Origin of the sequence: Pseudolabrys taiwanensis (assembly GCF_003367395.1) — a bacterium.
Taxonomy (GTDB): Bacteria; Pseudomonadota; Alphaproteobacteria; order Rhizobiales; family Xanthobacteraceae; genus Pseudolabrys; species Pseudolabrys taiwanensis.
In genome coordinates this window covers 2141075-2154336 of record NZ_CP031417.1, presented here as the reverse complement: position 1 = coordinate 2154336, position 13262 = coordinate 2141075, and the positions used below count along the sequence as shown (strand labels likewise).

Sequence of the window (13262 nt, the reverse complement as noted above, 5' to 3'; positions counted from 1 at the left end):
GAGGCTGCCATCAGGGCGGATGAGAAAATAGTATGAAGAAAGTCTATCCAGACGCGAAGGCGGCCCTCGCCGACGTGCTCAGAGACGGCATGTTGATCTGCTGCGGCGGCTTCGGCGTCTGCGGCGTGCCGGAAATCCTGATTCACGCCATCCGCGATTCCGGCGTGAAAAACCTCACTTTCGTCTCGAATAACGCGGGCGTCGACGGCGGCGGCCTCGGCCTCCTGCTCGAGACCCGCCAGATCAGCAAGATGATCTCCTCCTACGTGGGTGAGAACAAGCTGTTCGCCAAACAGTACCTCGCCGGCGAGCTGGAGATCGAGTTCAACCCGCAGGGCACGCTCGCCGAGCGCATCCGCGCCGGCGGCGCGGGCATTCCGGCCTTCTTCACCCGCACGGGCGCCGGCACGGACATCGCCAAAGGCAAGGAAGAGCGCATCTTCGACGGCGAGCGCTACATCATGGAGCGCGGCATCGTCGCCGACCTGTCGATCGTGCACGCCTGGATGGGCGACACCGAAGGCAACCTCGTCTACCGGAAGACGGCGCGTAACTTCAATCCGATGATGGCGACGGCCGGCAAGGTCACGGTGGCCCAGGTCGAGCACCTGGTGCAGCCGGGCGAGCTCAACCCGGATGCCATCATCACCCCTGGCGTCTACGTGCAGCGCATCGTGCAACTGCATAACTACGTGAAGCCCATCGAGAACCGCACCGTCCGTAAGCGTCCGGCGGCGGCCGGCACCGGAGAGGAGGTTTAATATGCCCTGGACCCGCGATCAGATGGCCGAACGCGCCGCCAAGGAGTTGCGCGACGGTTTCTACGTCAATCTCGGCATCGGCATCCCGACCCTGGTGTCGAACTACATCCCGAAGGGCGTCAGCGTTCAGCTCCAGAGCGAGAACGGCATGCTCGGCTTCGGGCCTTTCCCTTACGAAGGGGAAGAGGATCCGGACCTCATCAACGCCGGCAAGCAGACGGTCACCGAACTGCCGACCACCAGCTTCTTCTCCTCGGCCGACAGCTTCGCGATGATCCGCGGCGGCCACATCGATCTGGCGCTGCTTGGCGCGATGCAGGTGGCGGAGAACGGCGATCTCGCCAACTGGATGATCCCCGGCAAGATGGTGAAGGGCATGGGTGGCGCCATGGACCTCGTCGCCGGCGTCAAGAAGGTGGTCGTGATCATGGAACACACCGCCAAGGACGAGCCCAAGCTGCTGCACCGCTGCACGCTGCCGCTCACGGGCGCCGGCGTCGTCGATATGGTGATCACCGACCTTGGCGTCTTCTCGATCGACAAGAAGGCCGGCGGCATGACCTTGATCGAGCTCGCGCCCGGCGTGACGCTCGACGAGATCACCAAGAAGACCGAAGCGAAGTTCGCGGTCGATGCGAAGCTGAAGCACTAAAGGATCCGAAGATGGGGCGCGGATTTTGGAGTTGCGGAATCGGATTGGCCGTCGGGGTCGCCGCGCTGGCGGGCTCGACGGTCGCGGAGGCGCGTGACGGTTGCGGCCGCGGCTACTACTACGACGGCTATGCCTGCCGGCCGGAGCGGCACTATCGGCCGCCGCCGCCCGGCTACTATCCGCCGCCGGACCGCTACGGCCCGCCGCCGCGTTATTACGAGCCGGCGCCGGCACCCGGGTTCCAGTTCAACTTTGGCGGCGGCGGTGATGATCGCCGCTATGCCCGGCCGGTACGGGGCCGCGATGGCCGCCCGACCTGCGCGCAGCGCGGCTACACGATTCAAGATGGGCTGTGTAAGCCGTATCGCGGGTATTGATCGGCGTCAGCAACGACTACTTGCTATCAAGAAAAGAAATGGCCGGGCTTGTCCCGGCCATAACGTTTAGAGAGGCACGGCGCCGTCCTAAGCGAGGTCGCTGGAACAAGTCCGGGGACAAATCACCATAAAATCTCGGCGAGCGATACGAAGTCGGAGGGCGCATGGCCGCTAGGTCGAAATGTCGTGGGGGCGATAAGCAGCTCAATCGCGTGCGAGCTCTTGTTCGACGGCTTTGCGTAACGGTGGCAGATGCTCGCGGAGCGTATTCCAGACGCGTTGCGAAGTAATCCCACCGTAATCGTGTCGATAGAAATTTCCCGCCGCGGCCATGTCGGGCCAAGGGATGTCGACGTGCCGGGCTTTCAGGTCATCCGGAAGGCGCCGGGACGCTTCAGAAACAATCTCGAGGCATCGTATGACGGCGAGAAGCGTTCGCTCGTCTTGGCAAAATTGTTCGTAGCCGAGGCCTGTCGTGAAGCGCTCGGCGAGTTCGATATGGCGAAGCATGTCCTCGAGATAGCCACGAGTTTTTTCAGAATGCATAGATCGAATCACGGGCGGAGGGTGCGCGCAAATGCGGCTTGAGGCCGGCGCGATCAATGACGTCGACTGGACCTTCAAACAGACCTGCGACGAATTCCTTGAGCGCAACGTAGTCGTAGATCGTGCCTTCTCGTCCGGGCTCGAACTCCACCAGAATGTCGATATCGCTATCCGGCCGCTCCTCACCACGTGCCACAGAGCCGAACACGGCCGCGCGCTTGATTCCGCGCGCCCGCAGAGCGGGCTCGGCTTCCTTCAGGCGGGCAAGGACCTCGTCACGGCGCATCTTAACATCATAGCAAAAAGTGGCGTTTTGTTCCACCTGTCGGTTACGGCACCGCCAGCTTCGACTTCTCACGGCTCACATAGTCGCCGCCGCCGAGCTTGCCGACGAGCTTGCCGTCGCGCACCACGAACTTGCCGCGCACCATGGTCGACACCGGCCAGCCGGTGACTTCGATGCCTTCGTAGGGCGTGTAGTCGGTGTTGCCGTGCATCAGCGATTGCGAGATCGTTTCCTTGCGGTTCGGATCCCAGATGGCGATGTCCGCGTCCGTGCCGACGGCGATGGTGCCCTTCTTTGGATAGAGCCCGTAGGTCTTGGCGTGGTTGGTCGCGGTCAGCGCCACGAACTCGTTCAATGAAATGCGGCCCTTGCCGACTCCTTCGGAGAACAAGATCGGCAGGCGTGTCTCCACGCCGGGAATGCCGTTCGGCACCCAGCGGAAACTCGTGCGGCCCTTCGGATTGAGCTTGCCCTGCGGATCGTCGTAGCGGAACGGGCAGTGGTCGGACGAGAACAACGAGAAGATGCCCTGCTGCAGGCCTTCCCAGCAGGCGACCTGGCTTTCCTTGTCGCGCGGCGGCGGCGAGCACACATATTTGGCGCCCTCCATGTTGAGGCCGTCCATGTCCTTTTCGGTCAGCACGAGATATTGCGGGCAGGTCTCGCCGTAGATCTTGAGGCCGCGCCGTCGCGCGCGCGCGATCTCCTCCATCGCCTGGCGGTTGGAGACGTGCACGATCATGATCGGCACGTCGATGATCTCGGCCAGCGAAATGGCGCGGTGCGTCGCCTCGCGCTCGACCGCGATCGGCCGCGACGTGCCGTGGTATTTGGTCTCGGTCTTGCCGGCGCGCTCGAGCCGGTCGGTGAGGAAGCGGATCGCGTCGTAGTTCTCCGCGTGCACCATCACCAGCGCGCCGGTCTCGCGCGCGACGGTCATGACGTTGAGCATTTCCATGTCGGAGAGGGCGAGGCCCTCATAGGTCATGAACACCTTGAACGAGGTGTAGCCGTCGTTGACGAGGGCCGGCAGTTCCTGACCGAGCACCCGCTCGCTGGCGTCGGCAATGATGAGGTGGAAGGAGACGTCGACGTAGCACTGGCCGTCCGCTTTCTTGTGATAGTCCTTCACCACCTCGCGCAGGCTCTCGCCCTTCTGCTGCATGGCGAAGGGCAAAACCATCGTGTTGCCGCCGAAAGCGGCCGAACGGGTCGCCGAGGCGAAGTCGTCGGCCATGACGATGCCGGGGCCGGACGGCTGCGAGATATGCACGTGGCTGTCGATACCGCCCGGCAGCACCAGCATGCCGGTAGCGTCCACGATCTCGGCGGCTTCGCCGAGGTCGGCGCCCAGGGCGGCGATCTTGCCGGTCTTGATGCCCACGTCGCAGGAAAAGGTGTCGGAAGCGGTCGCGACGGTACCGCCGCGGATGATGGTGTCGAAGGTCATTCAGTCACTCCTGGCGCCGGCTTGCCTCCGGGCAACGGACTATAGCAACCCCCGTGCCATGCGGTGAAACGCCGGGCGGCCGGCCCTTGGGGGCGGTCATTTGATTTTCCGGCGGGAGCCGTTACAGATCGCCCCGATCTAGAACGAGGGATGACCATGCTTTCCGAAGCCGACCGTAAAAAGTGCGCCGATATCCTGGTGAATGCCCAGAAGGAGCGTAAACAGGCCACGCCGTTTTCGCAGACTTTCCCGGGCATCGAGATCGAGGATTCCTACGCGATCTCGGCCGAGGTCTGCCAGCGCAAGATCGCGGCCGGCGCCAAGCTGATCGGCCACAAGGTCGGCCTAACCTCCAAGGCCATGCAGCGCTCCTCGATGATCGACGAGCCGGACTACGGCTACATCCTCGACGACCAGATGATCGGCGACGGCGCCAAGGTGAAGCACGCCGACTATTGCAAGCCGCGCGTCGAGGTCGAACTCGCCTTCGTCATGGGCAAGCGGCTCGAGGGTCCGAATGTCGGCCTCGCCGAGGTGCTCCGCGCGACCGAGTATGTGATCCCGGCGATCGAGATCGTCGACGCCCGCATCGCCGATCCGCGCAAGATCGTCGACACGGTAGCCGACAACGGCGCCGCCGCCGGCATCGCCCTTGGCGGCCGCCCGGTCGGTCCGATGGACGTCGATCTGCGCTGGGTCGGCGGCATCATGTATCGCAATTCCGAGATTGAGGAGACCGGCCTCGCCGCCGGCGTGCTCGGCCATCCGGCGCTCGGCGTCGCCTGGCTCGCCAACAAGATCTGCACCTACGGCCACGCGCTCGAGCCGGGGCACATTGTGCTCGCCGGTTCGTTCACCCGCGTGGTGTTTGCGCAGAAGGGCGACACGTTGCACGCGGACTTCGGGCCGCTCGGCGGCATCGCCATCCAGTTCGTATAATCGTTTGGCTGTCATCCCCGCGAAAGCGGGGCATCCAGTATTCACAAGCGCCGCTGCCTGAAGCGAGAGCCAGCGAGTACTGGATCGCCCGCCTGCGCGGGCGATGACGGCGGAGGGAAGACAACATGCCCGAATTCCAGAAGAACACCTTCAAGCACGCGCTGGCTGAAGGCAAATTGCAGATCGGCCTGTGGTCGAGCCTGTGCAACAGCATCGCGGCCGAGATCGTTTCGGATTCCGGTTTCGACTGGCTCCTGCTCGACACCGAGCATTCGCCGAACGAAATCCCGGACTTGATGCAGCAACTGCAGGCCGTGCAGCGCGGCACCGCGACGCCGATCGTGCGCCCGGCCTGGAACGACGCGGTGCTGGCCAAGCGCTGCCTCGACATCGGCGCGCAGTCGCTGCTGTTTCCTTATGTGCAGAATGCGGACGAAGCCCGCAGCGCCGTCACCTCGACGCGCTATCCGCCGCACGGCATCCGCGGCGTGGCCTCCGCATCGCGCGCCAGCCGTTATGGACGCGTGCCCGGATATCTCTCCAAGGCCAACGACGAGATCTGCGTGCTCGTGCAGGTCGAGACGCGCGAGGCGCTGAAGGAGCTCGAAGCCATCGCCAAGGTCGATGGCGTCGACGGCGTCTTCATTGGTCCCTCGGATCTGGCCGCGTCGCTTGGTCACATCGGCAATCCGGCCCACCCGGACGTGCAGGCGGCCATCAAGGACGCCGTCACCCGTCTGAAGGCCGTCGGCAAGCCGGCCGGGATCCTGACCGGCAACGAGGACGAAGCCCGCCGCTATATCGAGTGGGGCTATCTGTTCGTGGCGGTGGGGTCGGATATTGGCCTGCTCGCCAAGAATGCCGATACCCTCGCCAAGAAGTTCAAGGGCTGAGAACAACCGCCTCCGGCGTTCGCCGGGGCGGTAAAAATTGCGCTAGATCAAAGCCTCTTGGGACCCCGCGCTTGATAGTTGCGCGGGGAACCAAGGAGACTTTCATGGCGGCGCAGGCTGAACCTATCCACGACATCGCACATCTCGGCAGCGTCGAGCTGTTCACGCCCAAGCCGGAAGAAAGTCTGTGGTACTTCCGCGAACTCCTGGGGATGGAGGTTGTCCATCGCGCCAAGGAGAGCGTCCACCTGCGCGGTTACGGCGATTACGCCACCTCGACATTGAAGCTGACGGCCTCCCGCAATGCCGGTGTCGGTTGCGTCGCGTGGCGCGCCGCCAGTCCGCAGGCGTTGGAACGCCGCGCGAAGGCGCTGGCCGATGCCGGCCTTGGCATTGGCTGGACCAACGGCGATTTCGGCCGCGGCCGTTCCTATCGCTTCCGCGATCCCGACGGTCACACGATGGAGATATACTTCGAGGAACAGAAATTCGTCGCGCCGCCGGAACTGCATTCCAATCTGAAGAACCTGCCGCAGAAATATACGGGCCGTGGCGTCGGCGTGCGCCGGATCGATCATCTCGCGCTGCTCGCCAGCGACGTAGAGGCCAATCGCAAGTTCGCGACCGATCTGTTGGGCTTCCAACTGCGTGAGCAGGTCCGTTATGACAATGGCAAGACAGAGATCGGCTCATGGATGAGCCCGACCGCCATCCACCATCAGCTTGCTTACGTGGTGGATGTGAAGGGCGCGCACGGGCGCCTGCACCATTTCTCACTTTGGGTCGATAACCGCGACGACGTGCTGCGCGCCGCCGACATCCTAACGGAGAACGGCGTCTTCATCGAGGCTGGCCCGTCCAAGCACAATAATTCGCAGGGCTTCTATCTTTACACCTACGAGCCCGGTGGCAATCGCGTCGAAATCTATTCCGGCAGCTTCCTGGTGACGGCGCCCGACTGGGAGCCGGTGACCTGGAATGAAGAGGAACGTGGCACCGGCACGTATTGGGGTGCAACCCTACCGGACAGCTTCATTCAATACGCGACACCGGATGTCGAAGGTAAAGGCGAACTCGCCAAAACCCCGGAGTTCCCGGTTTTCTTCTAATCCCCCCAGCCGCTCGCGCATAAAAAAACTCCCTGTGCCCAGCGCTTGGTCTGCCTCTTTTGACGGCAGACCGGCGCTGGTCCGTTTTTTGGTTCGAACGCCAAAAAGCGGGCCATTAGTAGGACTTGCGCTGCGTGAAAAGATGCAGACAATGCCGGGCGAGGGGAACGCTCATAATGAAAAACAATGACATCATCCTCAGTACTGAGGATTTAACCAAGGATTTTGCCGGCTTCGTCGCCGTCAACGGGGTAGACCTGCAGGTCAAACGCGGCACCATCCATGCCCTGATCGGGCCGAATGGAGCGGGCAAGACAACCTGTTTCAACCTGCTCACCAAATTCCTGAGCCCCAGCCGCGGGCGTATTCTGTTCAAGGGCGAGGACATCACGGCGTTACAGCCGGCCGATGTCGCCCGCCTCGGCCTCGTCCGGTCGTTTCAGATCTCGGCGGTCTTTCCGCATATGAGCGTGCTGGAGAACGTACGCATCGCGTTGCAACGCCAGCGCGGCGGCTCGTTCGATTTCTGGCGGTCGGCGTCGACTCTCAACGAATTCAACGATCGTGCGCTGGAGCTCATCGCCGATGTCGGCTTGTCGTCATTCGCCGATTGGGTCGCCGTCGAGCTGCCCTATGGCCGCAAGCGCGCGCTCGAGATTGCGACGACGCTCGCGCTCGATCCGGAAATGCTGCTGCTGGACGAGCCGACGGCCGGCATGGGTCACGAGGACATCGATAGGATCGCGCAACTCATCAAGCGCGTCGCGGCCGACCGCACCGTGCTGATGGTCGAGCACAATCTCTCGGTCGTCTCGGATTTGTCGGACACCATCACCGTCCTGACGCGCGGCCGGGTGCTGGCCGAAGGTAACTACGAAACGGTATCGACCAATCCGGACGTGCGTGAAGCCTATATGGGGGTCGGTCATGCTTGATGTGACGCCCCCTTTGCTCGCCATCAAGGAACTGCAAGCCTGGTACGGTGAGTCCCACATCCTGCATGGCGTGAACTTTGAGGTTCGCGAAGGCGAGGTGGTGACGCTGCTCGGCCGCAATGGCGCGGGCAAGACCACGACGCTGAAGTCGATCATGGGCATCGTCGGCAAGCGCACCGGTTCGGTGCGTTTCGAGGGCCGCGAGTTGATCGGCGCCACTTCCGATCAGATCGCGCGCGCGGGCATCGCGTTGTGCCCGGAAGAGCGCGGCATTTTCGCCAGTCTCGGTGTCGAAGAAAACCTGATGCTGCCGCCGGTGGTGCGGCCGGGCGGGCTGACGCTCGATCAGATCTTCACGCTGTTTCCCAACCTCAAGGAGCGCCTCGGCTCGAGCCAGGGCACGAAGCTCTCGGGCGGCGAACAGCAGATGCTGGCCATCGGTCGCATTCTGCGCACCGGTGCGCGGCTGCTGCTGCTCGACGAGCCGACCGAGGGTCTGGCGCCGGTCATCATCCAGCAGATCGGCAAGACCATCCGCGCGCTCAAGGAGCAGGGCTTCACCATCCTGCTGGTCGAGCAGAACTTCCGTTTCGCTTCGACCGTCGCCGACCGCTACTACGTGATGGAGCACGGCCGTATCATCGACCAGTTCGCCAGCAGCGAACTGGATGCCAATGTCGAGAAACTGCACGAATATCTGGGAGTGTGACGAACCGACGAGTTCAACGATAAAGCCGGGAGGAAGTCGCAATGAAGAAAGCAGTAGCCTTGACGGCAGTCGCTGCCGTTCTCGCCTTCAGTCCTGCCTTTGCTCAACAGACCAACGTGAAGATCGGCGTGCTGACGGACATGTCCAGCCTCTATGCGGATGCTACCGGTCCGGGTTCCGTGGTCGCGGCCAAGCTGGCGGCTGCCGATTTCATGAAGGATCATCCCGACGTCAAGGTCGAGGTCGTCAGCGGCGATCATCAAAACAAAGCCGATGTCGGCACGCAGATCGCCAATCAATGGTACGACGTCGACAAGGTCAACATGATCATCGACGTGCCGAATTCCGGCGTGGCGCTGGCGATCGCGGAAGTTACCAAGCAAAAAAACAAGGTGTTTATCGGCTCGGGGCCGGCGTCTTCGGACCTGACCGGCGCCAAGTGCAGCCCGAACACCGTGCACTGGACCTACGATACCTGGATGCTGGCCAATGGCACCGGTAAGGCGATCGTCAAGACCGGAGGCGACACCTGGTTCTTCCTGACGTCCGATTATGCCTTCGGACACGCGCTCGAGCGCGATACCGCGGCCGTCGTCGAAGCGAATGGCGGCAAGGTGCTCGGCAAAGTCCGCCATCCGATCAACACCAACGACTTCTCGTCCTTCTTGCTGCAAGCGCAGGCGTCGAAAGCGAAGGTGATCGGTCTCGCCAATGCCGGGGGCGACACCATCAATTCGATCAAGCAGGCGGCCGAGTTCGGCATCGTCAAGGGCGGTCAGAACCTTGCCGGGCTCCTCGTCTTTGCCAGCGACATCAACGCCCTCGGCCTGCAGACGGCGCAAGGTCTGATCTTCACCGAGACTTGGTATTGGGATCTCAACGACGCCAGCCGCGCCTGGACCAAGCGCTGGCAGACCGAGCGCAACGCTGCCGGCAAGGTGCCGACCATGAACATGGCGGGCGTCTATGCCGGCACGTTGCACTACCTGAAGGCCGTCGCCGCGCTCAAGAGCGCCGCTGACGGCAAGGCGGTCGTCGCGGAGATGAAGAAGCTGCCGACCGACGATCCGCTCTTCGGCAAGGGTGTCATTCGCGCCGACGGCCGTAAGATTCACCCGGCCTATCTGTTCGAGGTCAAGAAGCCGTCGGAGTCGAAATATCCCGGCGACTTCTACAAAGTGCGCGCCACTATTCCGGCCGATGAAGCTTTCCGCCCGCTGAAGGATGGAGGGTGTCCCTTGGTCAGCGGCTAGAGCCGCGTAACGCGTTCGCCTTGGCGGCTTCGGCCGCCAGGGCCGATAAACTGAATCGAACAATATTGGAGGAACGAAACAGATGAAGAAGACGATAGGTTTGGCGGCGCTTGCCGCCGTTCTGACTTGCGGGGTCGCCAGCGCGCAGCAGGTCACCGTGAAGGTTGGCGTGTTGTCGGACATGTCGAGCCTTTATGCCGACGTGGGTGGGCCCGGTTCCGTCGCTGCCGCCAAGCTGGCGATCGCCGACTTCCAGAAGTCCAATCCGAATGTGAAGGTCGAACTCGTCTCGGGCGACCACCAGAACAAGCCCGACATCGGCTCGCAGATCGCCAATCAATGGTTCGATGTCGATAAGGTCGACATGATCATCGACGTGCCGAACTCCGGTGTCGCGCTCGCCATCAGCCAGGTCGCTGCCAACAAAAACAAGGTCTTCATCGGCTCGGGCCCCGCGGCCTCCGATCTGACCGGCGCCAAGTGCAACGCCAATACGGTGCACTGGACCTACGACACCTGGAACCTCGCCAACGGCACCGGCAAGGCGCTGGTGAAGACCGGCGGCGACACCTGGTTCTTCATGACGGCCGACTACGCGTTCGGTCATGCGCTGGAGCGTGACACGTCGGCGGTGGTCGAGAAGAACGGCGGCAAGGTGCTCGGCAAGGTGCGCATCCCGCTCAACACCAACGACTTCTCGTCGTTCCTGCTGCAGGCGCAGTCGTCCAAGGCGAAGATCATCGGTCTCGCCAATGCCGGCGGCGACACCATCAACTCGATCAAGCAGGGCGCGGAGTTCGGCATCGTCAAGGGCGGCCAGAAGTTCGCCGGCCTGCTGGTGTTCGCGAGCGACGTCAACGCGCTCGGGCTGAACACCGCGCAGGGCCTGGTGCTGACCGAGACCTGGTACTGGGACATGAACGACGCCAACCGTGAGTGGACCAAGCGTTGGCAGGCCGAGCGTAACGCGCCCGGCAAGTTCCCGACCATGGTGCATGCCGGTGTCTATTCCGGCACGCTGCACTACCTCAAGGCCGTGGCCGCGCTGAAGAGCGCCGCCGACGGCAAGGCGGTGGTCGAGGAGATGAAGAAGCTGCCGACCGACGACCCGCTGTTCGGCAAGGGCACCGTGCGTGCCGACGGCCGCAAGATTCACCCGGCCTATCTGTTCGAAGTGAAGACGCCGGCGGAGTCGAAGTATCCCGGCGACTTCTACAAGCTGCGCGCCACCATCCCGGCGGACGAAGCTTTCCGTCCGCTGAACGAAGGCGGCTGCCCGCTGGTCAAGGGCTAAAGCACGGACCTCACCCTGAGGCGCGCGCGAAGGCGCGCGTCGAAGGGTGAGGTGCAAGGGTCCGCCCTCATCCTTCGGGACGGCAGCCAACGAAGGTTGGCCGCCTCCCAGGATGAGGGCATCTCTCACGGAAAACGCATGTTCGAAATCTTTGGCATTCCGTCGACGGCTCTGTTCGGTCAGCTCCTCATCGGGTTGATCAACGGCTCGTTCTACGCGCTTCTCAGTCTGGGTCTCGCCGTCATCTTCGGCATGCTCAACATCATCAATTTCAGCCATGGCGCCCAGTACATGCTCGGCGCCTTCGCGGCTTATCTGCTGCTGCAATACACCGGGCTCGGTTATTGGCCGGCGCTGATCGTGGCGCCGATCCTCGTCGGCGTCACCGGCATCATCATCGAGCGGCTGTTCCTGCAATGGCTGTACAAGCTCGACCACCTGTACGGGCTGCTGCTGACCTTCGGCCTCGCGTTGATCTTCGAAGGGCTCGCGCGCAATTCGTTCGGCTCAGCCGGTCTGCCCTATACGCTGCCGGACTCGCTGCGCGGCGGACAGAACCTCGGCTTCATGTTCCTGCCGAATTATCGCGCCTGGGTGATCGTCGCGTCGCTCACCGTATGTATCGGCACCTGGTTCGTGATCGAGCGCACGCGGCTCGGCGCGTATCTGCGGGCGGCGACCGAGAACCCCACGCTCGTGCGGGCCTTCGGCATCAACGTGCCGCGCATGATCACGCTCACTTACGGCTTCGGCGTCGCGCTCGCCGCCTTCGCAGGCGTGATGGCGGCGCCGATCTATAACGTCTCGCCGCAGATGGGCTCGGAGCTCATCATCGTCGTCTTCGCGGTGGTGGTGATCGGCGGCATGGGCTCGATCATGGGCGCCGTCGTCACGGGCTTCGGGCTCGGCGTGATCGAGGGGTTGACCAAGGTGTTCTTCCCCGAGGCTTCCAATACGGTGATTTTCGTGATCATGGCCATTGTGCTGCTGGTGCGGCCGGCCGGATTGTTCGGGCGGAGCAGGTGATGGAACGCGTAATGGACCCCGTGGCACAAAAGCAGCCATCCGCCTTGCGGGCGCAGAGCGAGACCATCGCCTTCGTCATCATGGTCGCGGCGCTCATCGTCGCGCCTTTCGTCACTTATCCGCTGTTCCTGATGCAGGCGATGTGCTTTGCGCTGTTCGCCTGCGCCTTCAATCTGCTGATCGGCTATGTCGGGCTGTTGTCGTTCGGTCACGCGCTCTATTTCGGCTGGGCAAGCTATCTGTCCGCGCATGCGGCCAAGATCTGGGGCCTGTCGCCCGAGCTCGCGATCCTGACCGGCACGGCGACGGCGGCGGTGTTCGGCCTGCTCGCCGGCGCGCTCGCTATCCGCCGTCAGGGCATCTACTTCGCCATGATCACGCTGGCGCTGGCGCAGATGATGTACTTCTTCGCCCTTCAGGCGAGATTCACCGGCGGCGAGGATGGCATCCAGGCGGTGCCGCGCGGACACTTCCTCGGCATCTTCGATCTCAAGAACGAGATGACGATGTACGTCTTCGTGCTCGCCATCTTCCTCGGCGGCTTCCTGTTCATCTATCGCATCATCCACTCGCCCTTCGGCGAGGTGCTGAAGGCGATCCGCGAGAACGAGCCGCGCGCCATCTCGCTCGGCTACAAGACCGACCGCTACAAGCTGATGGCCTTCGTGCTGTCGGCGACGCTGGCGGGCCTCGCCGGCTCCACCAAGGCGATCGTGTTGCAGCTTGCCTCGCTCACGGACGTGAACTGGCCGATGTCGGGGGAGGTGGTGCTGATGACCCTGGTGGGCGGCCTCGGCACGATCTTCGGACCGGTGGTCGGCGCGTTCGTCATCCTGGTCATGCAGTACAAGCTGGCCTCGGTGGGCGAGTGGGTGCTGGTGATCCAGGGCGTCATTTTCGTCGCCTGCGTGCTTCTGTTCCGGCGCGGCATCGTCGGCGAATTCGCCCACTGGCTGCGGATCAAGCTCTAGGAAAGCGGCCCCGGGGGGCGGGGTAGGGCCGGGGGGCAGTCCTGGCCTGCGTCGCCCGTCG

15 protein-coding genes are annotated in these 13262 nt (G+C 63.1%); 12 read left to right on the top strand and 3 right to left on the bottom strand.

Translation table 11 applies throughout. The features are described 5' to 3' along the window. Positions 1–32: 32 nt before the first annotated feature. Genes DW352_RS10345 through DW352_RS10335 form a run of 3 tightly spaced genes read left to right on the top strand, consistent with a single transcriptional unit; the run spans position 33 to position 1790 of the window. Positions 33–761 (top strand): CoA transferase subunit A, encoded by a 729-nt coding sequence (locus DW352_RS10345; protein WP_115690942.1) that lies wholly within the window; start codon positions 33–35, stop codon positions 759–761. A 1-nt stretch (position 762) separates the two neighbouring features. Further along, complete coding sequence (locus DW352_RS10340) at positions 763–1413, top strand: CoA transferase subunit B (protein ID WP_115690940.1); 651 nt, start codon at positions 763–765, stop codon at positions 1411–1413. A 44-nt stretch (positions 1414–1457) separates the two neighbouring features. Continuing rightward, positions 1458–1790: a GCG_CRPN prefix-to-repeats domain-containing protein gene (locus DW352_RS10335; RefSeq protein ID WP_115690938.1), complete on the top strand. Its 333-nt coding sequence runs from the start codon at positions 1458–1460 to the stop codon at positions 1788–1790. Positions 1791–1994: 204 nt separating this feature from the next. Here DW352_RS10335 and DW352_RS10330 read toward each other — a convergent pair whose 3' ends face one another. Genes DW352_RS10330 through hydA form a run of 3 tightly spaced genes read right to left on the bottom strand, consistent with a single transcriptional unit; the run spans position 1995 to position 4072 of the window. Continuing rightward, complete coding sequence (locus tag DW352_RS10330) at positions 1995–2336, bottom strand: HepT-like ribonuclease domain-containing protein (protein ID WP_115690936.1); 342 nt, start codon at positions 2334–2336, stop codon at positions 1995–1997. After that, positions 2326–2622 (bottom strand): nucleotidyltransferase family protein, encoded by a 297-nt coding sequence (locus DW352_RS10325; RefSeq protein WP_115690935.1) that lies wholly within the window; start codon positions 2620–2622, stop codon positions 2326–2328. Before DW352_RS10325 ends, DW352_RS10330 begins: the two co-directional genes overlap by 11 nt. A gap of 43 nt (positions 2623–2665) precedes the next feature. Continuing rightward, positions 2666–4072 carry a dihydropyrimidinase gene (hydA, locus tag DW352_RS10320; RefSeq protein ID WP_115690933.1) on the bottom strand — a complete coding sequence of 469 codons (1407 nt, stop codon included), beginning with the start codon at positions 4070–4072 and terminating at the stop codon, positions 2666–2668. Positions 4073–4228: 156 nt separating this feature from the next. On the opposite strand from hydA, the gene hpaH reads away from it, so the two are divergent. The 9 genes from hpaH (at position 4229) to DW352_RS10275 (ending at position 13201) form a co-directional block, all read left to right on the top strand. Then, positions 4229–5011: a 2-oxo-hept-4-ene-1,7-dioate hydratase gene (gene hpaH / locus DW352_RS10315; protein ID WP_115694350.1), complete on the top strand. Its 783-nt coding sequence runs from the start codon at positions 4229–4231 to the stop codon at positions 5009–5011. A 125-nt stretch (positions 5012–5136) separates the two neighbouring features. Beyond that, a complete protein-coding gene (locus DW352_RS10310; RefSeq protein ID WP_115690931.1) occupies positions 5137–5904 on the top strand; it encodes an HpcH/HpaI aldolase family protein in 768 nt (255 codons plus the stop codon). A 104-nt stretch (positions 5905–6008) separates the two neighbouring features. Next, positions 6009–7013, top strand: a complete 1005-nt coding sequence (locus tag DW352_RS10305; protein ID WP_115690929.1) for a VOC family protein — start codon at positions 6009–6011, stop codon at positions 7011–7013. Between the two features lie 176 nt (positions 7014–7189). Further along, positions 7190–7948 (top strand): ABC transporter ATP-binding protein, encoded by a 759-nt coding sequence (locus tag DW352_RS10300; RefSeq protein ID WP_115690927.1) that lies wholly within the window; start codon positions 7190–7192, stop codon positions 7946–7948. Beyond that, a complete protein-coding gene (locus tag DW352_RS10295; RefSeq protein ID WP_115690925.1) occupies positions 7941–8657 on the top strand; it encodes an ABC transporter ATP-binding protein in 717 nt (238 codons plus the stop codon). The genes DW352_RS10300 and DW352_RS10295 overlap by 8 nt, the downstream gene beginning before the upstream one ends. 41 nt (positions 8658–8698) lie before the next feature. Next, complete coding sequence (locus DW352_RS10290) at positions 8699–9910, top strand: ABC transporter substrate-binding protein (protein ID WP_115690923.1); 1212 nt, start codon at positions 8699–8701, stop codon at positions 9908–9910. A gap of 82 nt (positions 9911–9992) precedes the next feature. Next, positions 9993–11204, top strand: a complete 1212-nt coding sequence (locus DW352_RS10285; protein WP_115690921.1) for an ABC transporter substrate-binding protein — start codon at positions 9993–9995, stop codon at positions 11202–11204. 138 nt (positions 11205–11342) lie between these two features. Beyond that, complete coding sequence (locus tag DW352_RS10280; RefSeq protein ID WP_115690919.1) at positions 11343–12230, top strand: branched-chain amino acid ABC transporter permease; 888 nt, start codon at positions 11343–11345, stop codon at positions 12228–12230. Beyond that, complete coding sequence (locus DW352_RS10275; protein ID WP_115690917.1) at positions 12230–13201, top strand: branched-chain amino acid ABC transporter permease; 972 nt, start codon at positions 12230–12232, stop codon at positions 13199–13201. Before DW352_RS10280 ends, DW352_RS10275 begins: the two co-directional genes overlap by 1 nt. Positions 13202–13262: the final 61 nt, after the last annotated feature.

Excerpts from the sequence above, each read along its gene's own strand:
- DW352_RS10345 (WP_115690942.1), top strand. The coding sequence starts at position 33 with ATGAAGAAAGTCTATCCAGACGCGAAGGCGGCCCTCGCCGACGTGCTC.
- DW352_RS10340 (WP_115690940.1), top strand. The coding sequence starts at position 763 with ATGCCCTGGACCCGCGATCAGATGGCCGAACGCGCCGCCAAGGAGTTG.
- DW352_RS10330 (WP_115690936.1), bottom strand. The coding sequence starts at position 2,336 with ATGCATTCTGAAAAAACTCGTGGCTATCTCGAGGACATGCTTCGCCAT.
- DW352_RS10325 (WP_115690935.1), bottom strand. The coding sequence starts at position 2,622 with ATGCGCCGTGACGAGGTCCTTGCCCGCCTGAAGGAAGCCGAGCCCGCT.
- hydA (WP_115690933.1), bottom strand. The coding sequence starts at position 4,072 with ATGACCTTCGACACCATCATCCGCGGCGGTACCGTCGCGACCGCTTCC.
- hpaH (WP_115694350.1), top strand. The coding sequence starts at position 4,229 with ATGCTTTCCGAAGCCGACCGTAAAAAGTGCGCCGATATCCTGGTGAAT.
- DW352_RS10310 (WP_115690931.1), top strand. The coding sequence starts at position 5,137 with ATGCCCGAATTCCAGAAGAACACCTTCAAGCACGCGCTGGCTGAAGGC.
- DW352_RS10305 (WP_115690929.1), top strand. The coding sequence starts at position 6,009 with ATGGCGGCGCAGGCTGAACCTATCCACGACATCGCACATCTCGGCAGC.
- DW352_RS10300 (WP_115690927.1), top strand. The coding sequence starts at position 7,190 with ATGAAAAACAATGACATCATCCTCAGTACTGAGGATTTAACCAAGGAT.
- DW352_RS10295 (WP_115690925.1), top strand. The coding sequence starts at position 7,941 with ATGCTTGATGTGACGCCCCCTTTGCTCGCCATCAAGGAACTGCAAGCC.
- DW352_RS10290 (WP_115690923.1), top strand. The coding sequence starts at position 8,699 with ATGAAGAAAGCAGTAGCCTTGACGGCAGTCGCTGCCGTTCTCGCCTTC.
- DW352_RS10285 (WP_115690921.1), top strand. The coding sequence starts at position 9,993 with ATGAAGAAGACGATAGGTTTGGCGGCGCTTGCCGCCGTTCTGACTTGC.
- DW352_RS10280 (WP_115690919.1), top strand. The coding sequence starts at position 11,343 with ATGTTCGAAATCTTTGGCATTCCGTCGACGGCTCTGTTCGGTCAGCTC.
- DW352_RS10275 (WP_115690917.1), top strand. The coding sequence starts at position 12,230 with ATGGAACGCGTAATGGACCCCGTGGCACAAAAGCAGCCATCCGCCTTG.